At 57.8% G+C, this 12,367-nt stretch carries 12 protein-coding genes and 1 pseudogene; 6 read left to right on the forward strand and 7 right to left on the reverse strand.

Features of this window, described 5'->3' with window-relative positions; all coding sequences use genetic code 11:
• Positions 1-410: 410 nt before the first annotated feature.
• Together AB4O25_RS24150 and grxD are read left to right on the forward strand one after the other, a co-directional pair.
• Positions 411-2,518, forward strand: a pseudogene (locus AB4O25_RS24150) (molybdopterin oxidoreductase family protein).
• Between the two features lie 86 nt (positions 2,519-2,604).
• Complete coding sequence (grxD, locus tag AB4O25_RS24155; protein ID WP_065877199.1) at positions 2,605-2,943, forward strand: Grx4 family monothiol glutaredoxin; 339 nt, start codon at positions 2,605-2,607, stop codon at positions 2,941-2,943.
• 81 nt (positions 2,944-3,024) lie between these two features.
• On the opposite strand, the gene bfr is transcribed toward grxD, so the two are convergent.
• Together bfr and AB4O25_RS24165 are read right to left on the reverse strand one after the other, a co-directional pair.
• Complete coding sequence (bfr, locus tag AB4O25_RS24160) at positions 3,025-3,495, reverse strand: bacterioferritin (protein ID WP_017526353.1); 471 nt, start codon at positions 3,493-3,495, stop codon at positions 3,025-3,027.
• A gap of 201 nt (positions 3,496-3,696) precedes the next feature.
• A complete protein-coding gene (locus tag AB4O25_RS24165) occupies positions 3,697-3,915 on the reverse strand; it encodes a bacterioferritin-associated ferredoxin (RefSeq protein WP_017526354.1) in 219 nt (72 codons plus the stop codon).
• A gap of 244 nt (positions 3,916-4,159) precedes the next feature.
• Between AB4O25_RS24165 and AB4O25_RS24170 the strand changes: the two genes are divergently transcribed.
• Entirely contained in the window at positions 4,160-4,762 is a 603-nt protein-coding gene (locus AB4O25_RS24170) for a peroxiredoxin (protein WP_003172097.1), read from the forward strand.
• Positions 4,763-4,923: 161 nt separating this feature from the next.
• Here AB4O25_RS24170 and rnt read toward each other — a convergent pair whose 3' ends face one another.
• Together rnt and pyrC are read right to left on the reverse strand one after the other, a co-directional pair.
• A complete protein-coding gene (gene rnt, locus AB4O25_RS24175) occupies positions 4,924-5,598 on the reverse strand; it encodes a ribonuclease T (protein WP_017526355.1) in 675 nt (224 codons plus the stop codon).
• Positions 5,595-6,641 (reverse strand): dihydroorotase, encoded by a 1,047-nt coding sequence (gene pyrC, locus AB4O25_RS24180; RefSeq protein WP_017526356.1) that lies wholly within the window; start codon positions 6,639-6,641, stop codon positions 5,595-5,597. The genes rnt and pyrC overlap by 4 nt, the downstream gene beginning before the upstream one ends.
• A 156-nt stretch (positions 6,642-6,797) precedes the next feature.
• On the opposite strand from pyrC, the gene AB4O25_RS24185 reads away from it, so the two are divergent.
• The 3 genes from AB4O25_RS24185 to AB4O25_RS24195 all read left to right on the forward strand — a co-directional run bounded on the left by AB4O25_RS24185 (position 6,798) and on the right by AB4O25_RS24195 (position 10,315).
• Complete coding sequence (locus tag AB4O25_RS24185; protein WP_017526357.1) at positions 6,798-7,706, forward strand: flagellar protein MotY; 909 nt, start codon at positions 6,798-6,800, stop codon at positions 7,704-7,706.
• Positions 7,707-7,859: 153 nt separating this feature from the next.
• Positions 7,860-9,077 (forward strand): argininosuccinate synthase, encoded by a 1,218-nt coding sequence (locus AB4O25_RS24190; RefSeq protein ID WP_460150039.1) that lies wholly within the window; start codon positions 7,860-7,862, stop codon positions 9,075-9,077.
• Positions 9,078-9,682: 605 nt separating this feature from the next.
• Positions 9,683-10,315 carry a response regulator transcription factor gene (locus AB4O25_RS24195; protein WP_017526358.1) on the forward strand — a complete coding sequence of 211 codons (633 nt, stop codon included), beginning with the start codon at positions 9,683-9,685 and terminating at the stop codon, positions 10,313-10,315.
• Positions 10,316-10,397: 82 nt separating this feature from the next.
• Here the strand turns inward: AB4O25_RS24195 and AB4O25_RS24200 are convergent, their stop codons facing one another.
• The 3 genes from AB4O25_RS24200 to rsxB all read right to left on the reverse strand — a co-directional run bounded on the left by AB4O25_RS24200 (position 10,398) and on the right by rsxB (position 12,331).
• Complete coding sequence (locus AB4O25_RS24200) at positions 10,398-10,577, reverse strand: PA3496 family putative envelope integrity protein (protein ID WP_017526359.1); 180 nt, start codon at positions 10,575-10,577, stop codon at positions 10,398-10,400.
• A 107-nt stretch (positions 10,578-10,684) separates the two neighbouring features.
• The gene (gene nth / locus AB4O25_RS24205) at positions 10,685-11,323 is read right to left on the reverse strand and encodes an endonuclease III (protein ID WP_460150040.1); all 639 of its coding nucleotides are present in this window, start codon (positions 11,321-11,323) and stop codon (positions 10,685-10,687) included.
• A 48-nt stretch (positions 11,324-11,371) separates the two neighbouring features.
• Positions 11,372-12,331: an electron transport complex subunit RsxB gene (rsxB, locus tag AB4O25_RS24210; RefSeq protein ID WP_116078356.1), complete on the reverse strand. Its 960-nt coding sequence runs from the start codon at positions 12,329-12,331 to the stop codon at positions 11,372-11,374.
• Positions 12,332-12,367 lie beyond the last annotated feature (36 nt).

Below are 12,367 nucleotides of genomic sequence, written 5' to 3' on the forward strand. Positions count from 1 at the left end.
ACCGCAGATACTCAAAGCCTTGTTTATTGTGACAACGGGCGAGACCTGCGGCGAAAGCCGCACGGGGCGACGAAATAGGGGAAGGCGCGATATTGACATTAAATGTCGCGTCTTACCAATAGGGCTACGTTTTTAGGGGTGTTCAAGAAGGGCGCGAGAGCGCTTTTGAAGACGATTTCCTGACAGCAGCGAGCCATTTGTACACTGGCCTCGCAACCTTTTGCAATGCGCGGCGGCGGGCCTGGGCCAGGCTGCGTCGGTTTCGGGGGCTGTGCGCGCGGTTCTGTAACATTTGCTCACGCTTGCCCATGGCCTGGCCTGATGCCTGTGGATTCACACGGCGAACGATGCTGGTGCGTCTCAGGGGCGCGGCCCATAGTGAGGCCAAAGCCCCTATAAAGAGACTGGCCATGACCAAGACTCTCCATCACCGTGCATGCCATCTGTGTGAAGCCATCTGTGGCCTGACCCTGGAAACCACCCGCGCCGAAGATGGCAGCCTGGCGATTACTTCGATCAAGGGCGACCCTCAAGACACATTCAGCCGTGGCCACATCTGCCCCAAGGCCGTGGCCTTGCAGGATATCCAGAATGACCCGGACCGGCTGCACCAACCCATGCTGCGGGTGGGCAGTGAATGGCGGCCGATCGCCTGGGACGAGGCGTTTGCCCTCGTGGCCGAGCGCCTTGCGGGCATCCAGGCTCGGCACGGGCAGAATGCGGTGGCGGTGTACCAGGGCAACCCCAGCGTGCACAACTATGGGCTGATGACCCACAGCAATTACTTCCTCGGCCTGCTCAAGACGCGCAACCGGTTTTCCGCAACCTCCGTAGACCAATTGCCTCATCACCTCACCAGTCATCTGATGTACGGCCATGGCCTGTTATTGCCGATCCCGGATATCGATCACACCGACTTTATGCTGATCCTGGGCGGCAACCCGTTGGCGTCCAACGGCAGCATCATGACCGTGCCGGATGTGGAGAAACGGCTCAAGGCGATCCAGGCCAGGGGCGGCAAAGTGGTCGTGGTCGACCCACGGCGCAGCGAGACGGCGGCGATTGCCGACCAGCATCTGTTTGTGCGACCGGGGGCGACGCGGCGCTGTTGTTCGGGCTGCTCAACACCTTGTTCAGCGAGAACCTGACGCGCGACACTCATTTGTCGGTTGAGGGGCTGGATGATGTGCGCCGTGCGATCGCCGGGTTCACGGCCCAAGCCATGAGCCACCAGTGTGCCGTGCCCGCCGAGCAGATCCGCCAGTTGGCACGGGATTTCGCCGCTGCGGACAAGGCCGTTTGCTATGGGCGCATGGGCGTCTCGACGCAGGCATTTGGCACCTTGTGTCATTGGCTGGTGCAACTGATCAACCTGGTCACCGGCAACCTGGACCGGGTCGGCGGCGCGCTGTGCACCTCTCCGGCGGTGGACCTGGTGGCTTCCACCGGCGGCGGGCATTTCAATCGCTGGCAGAGCCGCGTGTCCGGGCGTCCGGAATATGGTGGCGAATTGCCGGTGTCGGCCCTGGCCGAAGAAATGCTCACCGAAGGCGAAGGGCAAATCCGCGCCTTGGTCACGGTGGCAGGCAATCCGGTGTTGTCGACGCCCAATGGTCGCCAATTGGAGCAGGCCCTGGATGGGTTGGAGTTCATGGTCAGCGTCGACCTGTACATCAATGAGACGACGCGCTATGCCGACCTGATTTTGCCGTCCACATCGGCGCTGGAAAACGATCACTACGACACCACGTTCAACATGTTTGCGGTGCGCAATGTCACGCGCTTCAATAGGGCGATCCTGCCTAAACCTGATGGCGCTTTGCATGATTGGGAGATCTTTGTCGGTCTGGCCAAGGCGTTCGCGGCGCAGACCGGCGTGGCGCTCAAACCCACCATGCCTCCGGCACAGATGATCGATTTCGGACTGCGCGCCGGTGTGTACGGGGATGCGTCCAGCCATAAATTGTCGGTGGCGATGCTGGCCGACCATCCTCATGGTGTGGATTTGGGCGCGCTGCGTCCCAACCTCTGTGCGCGTTTGAAAACGGCGGACGGCAAGGTACAGGCGGCACCGTCTGTGATTCTCGCCGACCTGGCACGTTTTGCCACGCAGCCGGTGCCGGTGGCCGACGAGTTGCTGCTGATTGGCCGTCGTCACGTGCGCAGCAATAACTCCTGGATGCATAACTACCATCGGCTGGTGAAGGGCAAGCCTCGGCATCAATTGCTGATGCACCCCGACGACCTTGCCCGCCGCCAATTGAGCGATGGCCAGCGGGTGCGCGTCAGTTCGCGCATCGGCATGGTCGAGGTAGAGGTGATGGCGAGCCTGGATATGATGCCCGGCGTGGTCAGCTTGCCCCATGGTTGGGGGCACGGCCGCCCGGGGGTGCAGATGAGCATTGCCAGCGGGCAGCCGGGAGCAAGCGCCAATGACCTGACCGATGAACGGCAGTTGGATGAGCTTTCGGGCAACGCGGCCCTGAATGGTGTGCCAGTGCAAGTGGCGGCGGCTTGAGGTGGCTGAGCACCCTGCTGGAATTTTGCGTTACAATGCGCCACCGTGCCGACCCGTGAGTCGCAAAGTTCCTGCAGAGGTGTTACATGGATATCATCGAAACGATCAAAGAGCAGATTGCCAATAACACCATTCTGCTTTACATGAAGGGCGCTCCTAACGCTCCTCAGTGCGGTTTCTCCGCGAAGGCGTCCCAGGCTGTTATGCAGTGCGGCGAGAAGTTCGCTTACGTGGATATCCTGCAAAACCCTGAAATCCGCGCCAACCTGCCCAAGTACGCCAACTGGCCGACTTTCCCGCAACTGTGGGTGGCGGGTGAGCTGGTCGGCGGCAGCGACATCATTACCGAAATGGCGGCTGATGGTTCGTTGCAAGCGTTGATCAAAGACGCAGCGACAAAAGCGGCAGGCAAGACTGAAGCTTGATGCTGTTGTAAAAGGCCACGCAATAAAAAAGCCCCGCTTCTCATACGAGAGCGGGGCTTTTTTGTACCTGTGGGCGAAGGGTTATTCACCCATCTGCGATTGCAGGTAATTTTCCAGGGTGACCTTGTCGATCAGGCCCAGTTGGGTCTCCAGCCAGTCGATATGTTCTTCCTGGTCTTCCAGGATATCTTCCAGCAGTTCGCGGCTGCCGAAGTCGCCTTGGGCTTCGCAATGCGCGATGGCGGCCTTGAGGTCGCTGTGGCTCTTGCGTTCAAAGCCCAGGTCGCTGCCGATCATTTCCTGGGTGTGCTCGCCGATATTCAGTTTGCCCAGGTCCTGCACGTTCGGCAGGCCTTCCAGGAACAGGATGCGTTTGATCAGCGCGTCCGCGTCTTTCATGGCCTTGATCGATTCTTTGTATTCGCGCTTGCCGAGCTTTTCCAGGCCCCAATCGTCATACATGCGTGCATGCAGAAAGTACTGATTGATCGCGACCAGTTCATTGGCAAGGATTTTGTTGAGTTGCTGGATGACTGAGATGTCGCCTTTCATGACTGGGGTCCTGCCCTGTAATAGCTGTGTATAGGGCGGAGTTTGAGCGGCGAAAACCTTAGTGTCAAACCTAAGTTATTGAATAATAAATGAAAATTAATCGGAATAAGAATGTTTGTGTTCCGCGTCTTGGCGCTAACTAATTGAATTACAGGCATAAAAAAACCGGACACTAAGTCCGGTTCTTTAAAACACGCGTTATCAGGCGTGTGTAAATTCAGTTGAATAGGGGAGCGCGGCCTGGGCTGTCTGCAGCTGCGTCAGGGTTTCCCGTACCACTTGCTTGGCGAGGCAAGCACATTTACCACACTGGCTGGCAACGCCGGTGGTTTCACGCACTTCCTTGTAGCTGCAGCAACCTTCGTAGATTGCTTCGCGGATTTGTCCGTCGGTGACGCCGGTACACAGGCACACATACATAAGGGAGAACCGTCGCGGGTTTAAGGCTTAAGTGCGATGGATCTTAATGTTAACGAGAATGATTGTCAAAGTAGATTCGTAGGCTATTTACCGCCATCGCCCTCGCGCTGACGAACGGTTTTTTCCGTGTATGATGGTCGGTCTTCACGAAGCGTGACTGCGTCACAGGCCTGTCGCTTAAACGCGGCAGACTCATGACCGGTCCTTTTACTTCAATCGTCACCCCTGCATCAGGAGATACCCAATGAGCGTACTCGTCGGCAAACAAGCCCCGGATTTCGACGTACCGGCCGTTCTCGGCAATGGCGAAATCGTCGACAGCTTTAAACTGTCCGAAGCCATCAAAGGCAAATACGGCCTGGTGTTCTTCTACCCACTGGACTTTACCTTCGTCTGCCCTTCGGAGCTGATCGCTCTGGACCACCGCATGGACGATTTCAAAGCGCGTAATGTTGAAGTGGTTGCCGTTTCCATCGACTCCCATTTCACTCACAACGCCTGGCGTAACACGGCCATCAACGATGGCGGCATCGGCAAAGTCAAATACACCATGGCTGCCGATATGAAGCACGACATCGCCAAGGCCTACGACGTTGAGTCCGAAGGCGGCGTGGCATTCCGTGGCGCGTTCCTGATCGACGACAAGGGCGTTGTGCGCTCGCAGATCATCAACGACCTGCCGCTGGGCCGTAACATGGAAGAGCTGATCCGCCTGGTCGACGCCCTGCAATTCCACGAAGAGCACGGCGAAGTCTGCCCGGCCAACTGGAAGAAAGGCGACAAGGGCATGAACGCTTCGCCGGAAGGTGTTGCAGCCTACCTGACCGAGAACGCCGGCAAGCTGTAAGCCGGATTCAAGGTAAAAAAACCGGCCTGTGAAGGCCGGTTTTTTGTGGGAGGGGGTTTGCTCCCGATTGCAGTGCATCAACCCATGGATACATCACCGACACGCCGCCATCGGGAGCAAGCTCCCTCCCACATTGGGTACGCGGCGCGTTCAGGAGACTCTCAGTCGTTGAAGTCTTCCCAGCCGCCCATCTGTTTCCAGCGGTTGACGATGCCGCAGAACAGCTCCGCAGTCTTCTCGGTGTCGTAGCGGGCCGAATGGGCCTCGCGCCCGTCGAAGTCGATACCGGCTGCCTGGCAGGCTTTGGCCAGTACAGTCTGGCCGTACGCCAGACCGGCGAGGGTCGCGGTGTCGAAGCTGGAGAATGGGTGGAACGGGTTACGCTTCATGTCCAGGCGCGCCACGGCGGCATTCAGGAAACCCAGGTCGAAGCTGCTGTTATGCCCGACCAGGATCGCGCGCTTGCAGCCGTTGGCCTTCAGCGCCTTGCGCACGCCACGGAAGATATCGGCCAGGGCCGTTTCTTCACTTACCGCCATGCGCAGTGGGTGATCGAGCTTGATGCCGGTGAATTCCAGGGCTGCGGCTTCGATGTTCGCGCCTTCGAACGGCTCGACGCGGAAGAAGTGGGTGTGTTCTGGGTACACAAAGCCCTGTTCATCCATGCCGATAGTGGTGGCGGCAATTTCCAGCAGGGCGTCGGTGGCGCAATTGAACCCACCGGTTTCTACGTCAATAACGACCGGCAGGTAGCCGCGAAAACGTTCGGCCATCGGGTGGCGCGAGCCGCCGCCGCCGCCGTGTTCCTGGTCGTCGTCGTAATGGTCTTCACTCACTTGGTTTCCTCCAGCAGGCGCCAGCGCAGTGTTTCACCGGCGCGCAGCGGGATAACGGTCAGCTCGCCAAAGGGCAGGCTGGCAGGGGCGGTCCAGTCTTCACGGACCAGGGTAATGCGGTCGGTATTCGCCGGCAGGCCATAGAACTTCGGGCCGTTGAGGCTGGCGAAACCTTCGAGTTTGTCCAGTGCATTGCGTTGTTCGAACGCTTCGGCGTACAGCTCGATGGCGGCGTACGCGGTGTAGCAACCGGCACAGCCGCACGCGGCTTCCTTGGCGTGTTGAGCGTGGGGCGCGGAGTCGGTGCCGAGGAAGAACTTCGGATTGCCGCTGGTCGCGGCATCCAGCAAGGCCACTTGGTGGGTGTTGCGCTTGAGGATCGGCAGGCAATAGAAATGCGGCCGAATCCCGCCCACCAGCATGTGGTTGCGGTTGTAGAGCAGGTGGTGCGCGGTGATGGTCGCGCCGACGTTGGCCGAAGCCTCGGTGACGAATTGCACGGCATCGGCGGTGGTGATGTGCTCGAACACCACCTTCAAGGTCGGGAACAGCTCGACCACACGGCGCATATGCTCGTCGATGAAGACCTTCTCGCGGTCGAACACGTCCACGTCGCCACGGGTAACTTCACCGTGGATCAGCAGCGGCATGCCCACTTCAGCCATGGCTTCGATGGCCGGCAGGATTTTATCGATGCTGGTTACGCCGGAGTCGGAGTTGGTGGTCGCGCCGGCCGGGTACAGCTTGGCGGCGTGCACAAAACCGCTGGCCTTGGCCTGGCGAATTTCTTCGGGCTGGGTGCGATCGGTCAGGTAGAGCACCATCAACGGCTCAAAGCGGCTGCCGGCCGGTCGTGCAGCGAGGATTCGCTGGCGATAGGCGTCGGCTTCAGCGGCATTGCGTACCGGTGGTACCAGGTTAGGCATGATGATGGCGCGGCCAAACGTACGCGCAACATCGGCCACGGTTTGAGGTAACGCAGCACCATCGCGAAGATGAATATGCCAGTCGTCGGGACGCAGCAGGGTCAGGCGGTCGGACATTGGGGATTCCAGGCGGGTCAATCTGGTGGGAATGCTACCGGAAAAGACTCTTGCAGGCACTCGCTATCAAGTTTTGCAGGATGCATCCGATAGCCTTTCGTATGCCTTATCGATGTATGACGCTTTGAAGTGTTGTAGAAACCAGTGGAGCCTCCCGTGCGCCAGCATTATCTAGCCCTGCTCAGTGTGTTCGCCAGCCTGCCTGCGATGGCCCTCACGTTCCAGACACGTCTGGAGAACATTGAGTGGAAGGTGGAAGGCGACAAGTTCGAGTGCCGACTGACCCAGCCGATCACCGACTTCGGTTCGGGTGAGTTCGTACGCCGGGCCGGTGAGCAAGCGACTTTCCGTCTGAAAGCCTATGGCGGCTCGCTGGGCGCCGGGTCGGCCACCCTACTGGCCGCTGCTGCTCCCTGGCAGCCGGGGCGTGGCGACATCAACCTCGGTGCCGTGCGCGCCGGCAGTGGCGATGTGCTTTTTAACAGCTCCCAGGCTCAGGCTGGTCGCCTGTTCAATGGCTTGCTCGAAGGGCGCTCGCCGACTGTTCGGCATTATGCGCGTGAGGGCGGCTACTCGGAAATTCGCCTGTTGCCGGTCAAGTTCAACAAGGCCTACAGCGATTATCAGCTGTGCACCGCCAAGCTGTTGCCGATGAATTACGATCAGGTCAAGCAGACCGAAGTCGGCTTCCCCGGCGGCGGTATCGAATTGGATGCAGCGGCCAAACAGAAATTGTCGGTGATTCTCGAATTCATGAAGGCGGATCCAACCGTCAACCATATCGAGTTGAACGGTCATTCGGACAACAGTGGCAACCGCCTGAGCAATCGCGATGTGTCGCGTCGTCGCGCATTGGCGGTGATGGATTACTTCAAGGCCAACGGCATTCAGGAATCCCAGGTCACCCTGCGTTTCCATGGCGAAAGCTACCCCTTGGTGCCCAACACCAATGCCGCCAACCGGGCCCGCAACCGCCGTGTGAATATTCAGCTTGAGCGGGTAGCGGCTCCGGAGAAACCGGCTCCCCAGGCCAGTGGCCCGAGCAATCCTGCGCACACTTCATAACGGCAGTCATAAGTGTGCTCGTAGCGTGCGACCATCGGTCGCCCGCTCGACATAATCTGTCGCTTTATCTTCATTTGCTGTCGCGCCCCTGTAAATCCACGGTTTTGGTCGGTAGAATCGACGCCTTTCCGTACAACCCCGTGGAGTGATGGCATGGCCGACGTAAACAAGGTCGTTCTCGCGTATTCCGGCGGCCTGGACACTTCGGTGATCCTCAAGTGGCTGCAGGATACTTATAACTGTGAAGTGGTGACCTTCACCGCTGACCTGGGTCAGGGCGAAGAGGTCGAGCCAGCACGTGCCAAGGCGCAAGCCATGGGCGTGAAAGAGATCTACATTGACGACCTGCGCGAAGAGTTCGTCCGCGATTTCGTTTTCCCGATGTTTCGCGCCAACACCGTCTACGAAGGCGAGTACCTGCTGGGTACCTCCATCGCACGTCCGCTGATCGCCAAGCGCCTGATCGAAATCGCCAATGAAACCGGTGCTGACGCTATTTCCCATGGCGCTACCGGTAAGGGTAACGACCAGGTGCGTTTCGAACTGGGCGCCTATGCTCTCAAACCAGGCGTGAAAGTAATTGCACCTTGGCGTGAATGGGACCTGCTGTCCCGTGAAAAATTGATGGATTACGCTGAAAAGCATGCGATCCCGATCGAGCGCCACGGCAAGAAGAAGTCCCCGTACTCGATGGACGCCAACCTGCTGCACATCTCCTATGAAGGCGGCGTGCTGGAAGACACCTGGACCGAGCACGAAGAAGACATGTGGAAATGGACCGTCTCTCCGGAGAACGCTCCAGACAAACCGCAGTACCTGGAACTGACCTACCGCAACGGCGACATCGTGGCACTGGACGGCGTCGAAATGACCCCGGCCACCGTGCTTGCGACCCTGAACCGTATCGGCGGCGAACACGGCATCGGCCGCCTCGACATCGTCGAGAACCGTTACGTGGGCATGAAGTCCCGTGGTTGCTACGAAACCCCGGGCGGCACCATCATGCTGCGCGCTCACCGCGCCATCGAGTCCATTACCCTGGATCGTGAAGTGGCTCACCTCAAAGACGAGCTGATGCCCAAGTACGCCAGCCTGATCTACACCGGCTACTGGTGGAGCCCTGAGCGTCTGATGTTGCAACAGATGATCGATGCCTCCCAGGCCCCCGTGAATGGCGTTGTGCGCCTGAAGCTGTACAAGGGCAATGTGATTGTCACCGGGCGTAAGTCCGATGATTCGCTGTTCGATGCCAACATCGCCACTTTCGAAGAGGATGGCGGTGCTTACAACCAGGCGGACGCAGCTGGTTTTATCAAGTTGAATGCCTTGCGCATGCGCATCGCTGCCAACAAAGGCCGCTCGTTGTTCTGATTGTTGTATCCGCAGTGAAGGATGGCCCCTTAAAAGGGGCCATTTTTTTTGGCCGAAAGCCTTGGATAAATACGCGTTGTTTATCCATTTAATGATTGCTCAAGTTCGTGTGGGACCGATTTTGTATCGGCCCTAAAGCGGGTTGTTTTAAAGGGGAATGAATTTTTACACCTGTGTAGGAACTGGTCTTACAGAAAGTTCACTTATGAAACTGTGGTGAGTCTATTTGCCGCTGAAAGTTCTGTAGGAAACAAGGATCTAATAAATATGTTAAAGGGAACTGAAACACACTATTTGTTTTCACGCGGTCCCGCTCCTGAATGCCCCGTGCAGCAGGGTTTGCCTGAACGCCATGCGCGGCGCGTTTACCGCCGCCCCTTAATCGTCGGGTCATTTCCCTCAAAATATGTAAGCCCCCGGAAAGGTCTGAAAGGCTCTGTAAAGCAAGACACATCTGAGTCGGCGTTTTTTTGTAGGGTATTTCTTTTATCTCTGTGGGTTACGTCTCTGCTTGCTGTTGCTCGGGGGGAACGCTATGCCAACTAGGAAACGACTAGGCTATTGTGTTTGCTCTAAATAATTCGAACAGCGAAATTGACTTTCTCATGAATAAAGTGCTGATCGTGGATGATCATCCCGTCATTCGTCTTGCTGTGCGTATGCTAATGGAACGTCATGGTTATGAGGTCGTTGCCGAGACCGACAACGGTGTCGACGCGTTGCAACTTGCACGGGAGCATATGCCGGACATTGTTATATTGGATATTGGGATTCCCAAACTCGATGGCCTGGAGGTTATTTGCCGGCTGTCTTCAACCAAACAATCTGTGCCGTTCAAGGTGCTGGTGCTGACCTCTCAGGCTCCTGGCCATTTTTCCATGCGGTGCATGCAGGCAGGCGCTGCCGGCTACGTGTGCAAACAACAGGACCTGACCGAGTTGCTGAGTGCGATCAAGGCTGTTCTGTCAGGCTACAGCTACTTTCCAAACCAGGCGCTCAATTCCGTGCGCTCCACCATGGGCAACGCCAGCGAAGCCGATATGGTCGAGCGCCTTTCGGGCAGAGAGATGATGGTGTTGCAACAATTGGCACGGGGCAAGACCAACAAGGAGATCGCCGACGGTATGTTCCTCAGCAACAAGACCGTCAGCACCTACAAGACTCGCCTGTTGCTCAAGCTCAATGCTCGGTCGCTGGTTGACTTGATCGAGTTGGCGCAGCGTAACGGACTGGTATAGGGGGGACGCAACTCCCGAATAACCAGGGCAACCGGCAGAAAAAAGCCTCCGTCAGGGAGGCTTCCGGTCGTTGGTCGCTTGTTCAGAGGTCGAAGTCGTAATCGGCCAATTGTTTTTGCAAGCGTCGCTCTTCCAGAAGATTGTCGATGGTGCGGCGTTTGCTTAGATTGGTTTTTGCCACCTCTACAGGGGCTTCTGCCACATCGTCATCCGACTCAACGAGGTCGTCTTCTACTTCCAGTTGTTCCTTGCCAGTGCTCATAAGGTTAACTCCAGGCTAAGACTGCCGTTGGCGCTCCTTATAACGAGAATTGATGAAGCGGTAAAAAAGATTTTTTCAATCGACTCATCGACAAAGTTAATGATCGCTCAATCGTCGGACGTCTTGTCCTTGTATTCGCACAGGTCTTCGATGCGGCAACTCCCGCAACGTGGCTTGCGGGCTTGGCAAACGTAGCGCCCATGAAGAATCAGCCAATGGTGGGAGTCCAGCAGATAGGGTTTGGGCACGAACTTCATGAGCTGCTTTTCTACTTCCACCACGTTGTTGCCGCGAGCGATACCGGTACGGTTGCTCACCCGGAAAATGTGCGTGTCCACGGCCATGGTCAGTTGCCGAAACGCGGTATTGAGTACCACATTGGCGGTCTTTCGCCCCACACCCGGCAACGCTTCCAGCGCTTCGCGCGTTTGCGGTACTTCACTGCCATGCTGTTCTATCAATAGGCGGCAGGTCTCGATGACATTCTTGGCCTTGCTGTTGTACAGGCCGATGGTCTTGATGTATTGCGACAAACCCTCCACACCCAAGGCATAGATCGCCTCTGGCGTATTGGCGACGGGATACAGCTTTGCGGTGGCCTTGTTGACGCCAACATCCGTGGACTGCGCCGACAGAATTATCGCAATCAGCAACTCGAACGGTGACGAGTAGGCGAGTTCGGTCTTGGGTTCCGGATTGTCTTCGTGAAACCGGCGGAAAATTTCCAGACGTTTTGCGGCATTCATGGGGCGCAGGGCTCCTTACGCTCGATCAGCGTTGTATCGAGTAGTGGGTCAAGCACCATGGGTATCTACCTGGCGCTGTGCTTCATCCAATCGGTGTTGCGCTTGGGCCAACTGTTGCGGGTCGGCATGCTGATCCTGGGCTTTTTTCAGCTCGGCGCGGCGCATAGCCAGCTGAATCTTGGCGCGTTTTAGATCGGCATTACTGGAGGGCGGCGTCGGCGTGATTGTATGGCTCGCCTCTAGGGCGGCCAGTGTCTGCTCCGACGTTTCGAACTGTTGCTGTAGCGTAATCAATTGCGATTGTTGCTCAAAGGTCGGTGGATGCCCAAACGCCTTCAAGGACTTGTGCAACTGGGCGCGGCTCATCGCGACATTGATCTTGGCTTTCTTTACCGCCGCGTCCCGGGCAGCCTGTGCTTCGTCAAGTTGAACGGGCTCTATCGCCGGCGATCGCTTGAGCCTGGCAAGGCGCTCGGCCAATTTGTGTTCTTCTTCCTGGTGTAGGCGCGCGTTACGTTGTTCGAAGCGCTGCCGTGCGCGGTTGCGCTTGAAATCGCGTTGGCGGCGCTCCTCGTCGCTCTTCGCCAGGCCGCCCACAATCGCCAGGACTGTCGTTGGTGGGCGCATTTCGATGCAGTCTACTGGGCAGGGCGCTACGCACAGGTCGCAGCCCGTGCACTCGTCGATGATCACTGTGTGCATCAACTTGGCCGCGCCGACGATTGCGTCCACCGGGCACGCCTGGATGCACTTGGTACAGCCGATGCATTCAGCTTCACGGATATACGCCACCTGTGCAGGCGCCTCGCCCCGGGTTGTATCCAGCTTCAGTACCGGCACGCTCAGCAACTGCGACAACCCGATAATGGTTTCCTGGCCGCCCGGCGGGCACTTGTTGATCGCCTCACCCTGGGCAATACCCTCGGCGTAAGGCCTGCAGCCCGGATGCCCGCATTTGCCGCATTGGGTCTGTGGCAGGAGCGCGTCGATACGTTGAATGAGGTTCATGCGTTGGTCATTGCGTTGAAACCCAGGAGCGTCACC

This window comes from Pseudomonas sp. S3_A03 (assembly GCF_054668275.1).

Bases quoted from the DNA above. Each gene is read 5' to 3' on its own strand.
- AB4O25_RS24165 (WP_017526354.1), bottom strand. From the start codon at position 3,915: ATGTATGTGTGCCTGTGTACCGGCGTCACCGACGGACAAATCCGCGAA.
- grxD (WP_065877199.1), top strand. From the start codon at position 2,605: ATGGATATCATCGAAACGATCAAAGAGCAGATTGCCAATAACACCATT.
- nth (WP_460150040.1), bottom strand. From the start codon at position 11,323: ATGAATGCCGCAAAACGTCTGGAAATTTTCCGCCGGTTTCACGAAGAC.
- AB4O25_RS24200 (WP_017526359.1), bottom strand. From the start codon at position 10,577: ATGAGCACTGGCAAGGAACAACTGGAAGTAGAAGACGACCTCGTTGAG.
- AB4O25_RS24190 (WP_460150039.1), top strand. From the start codon at position 7,860: ATGGCCGACGTAAACAAGGTCGTTCTCGCGTATTCCGGCGGCCTGGAC.
- pyrC (WP_017526356.1), bottom strand. From the start codon at position 6,641: ATGTCCGACCGCCTGACCCTGCTGCGTCCCGACGACTGGCATATTCAT.
- rsxB (WP_116078356.1), bottom strand. From the start codon at position 12,331: ATGAACCTCATTCAACGTATCGACGCGCTCCTGCCACAGACCCAATGC.
- bfr (WP_017526353.1), bottom strand. From the start codon at position 3,495: ATGAAAGGCGACATCTCAGTCATCCAGCAACTCAACAAAATCCTTGCC.
- AB4O25_RS24195 (WP_017526358.1), top strand. From the start codon at position 9,683: ATGAATAAAGTGCTGATCGTGGATGATCATCCCGTCATTCGTCTTGCT.
- AB4O25_RS24170 (WP_003172097.1), top strand. From the start codon at position 4,160: ATGAGCGTACTCGTCGGCAAACAAGCCCCGGATTTCGACGTACCGGCC.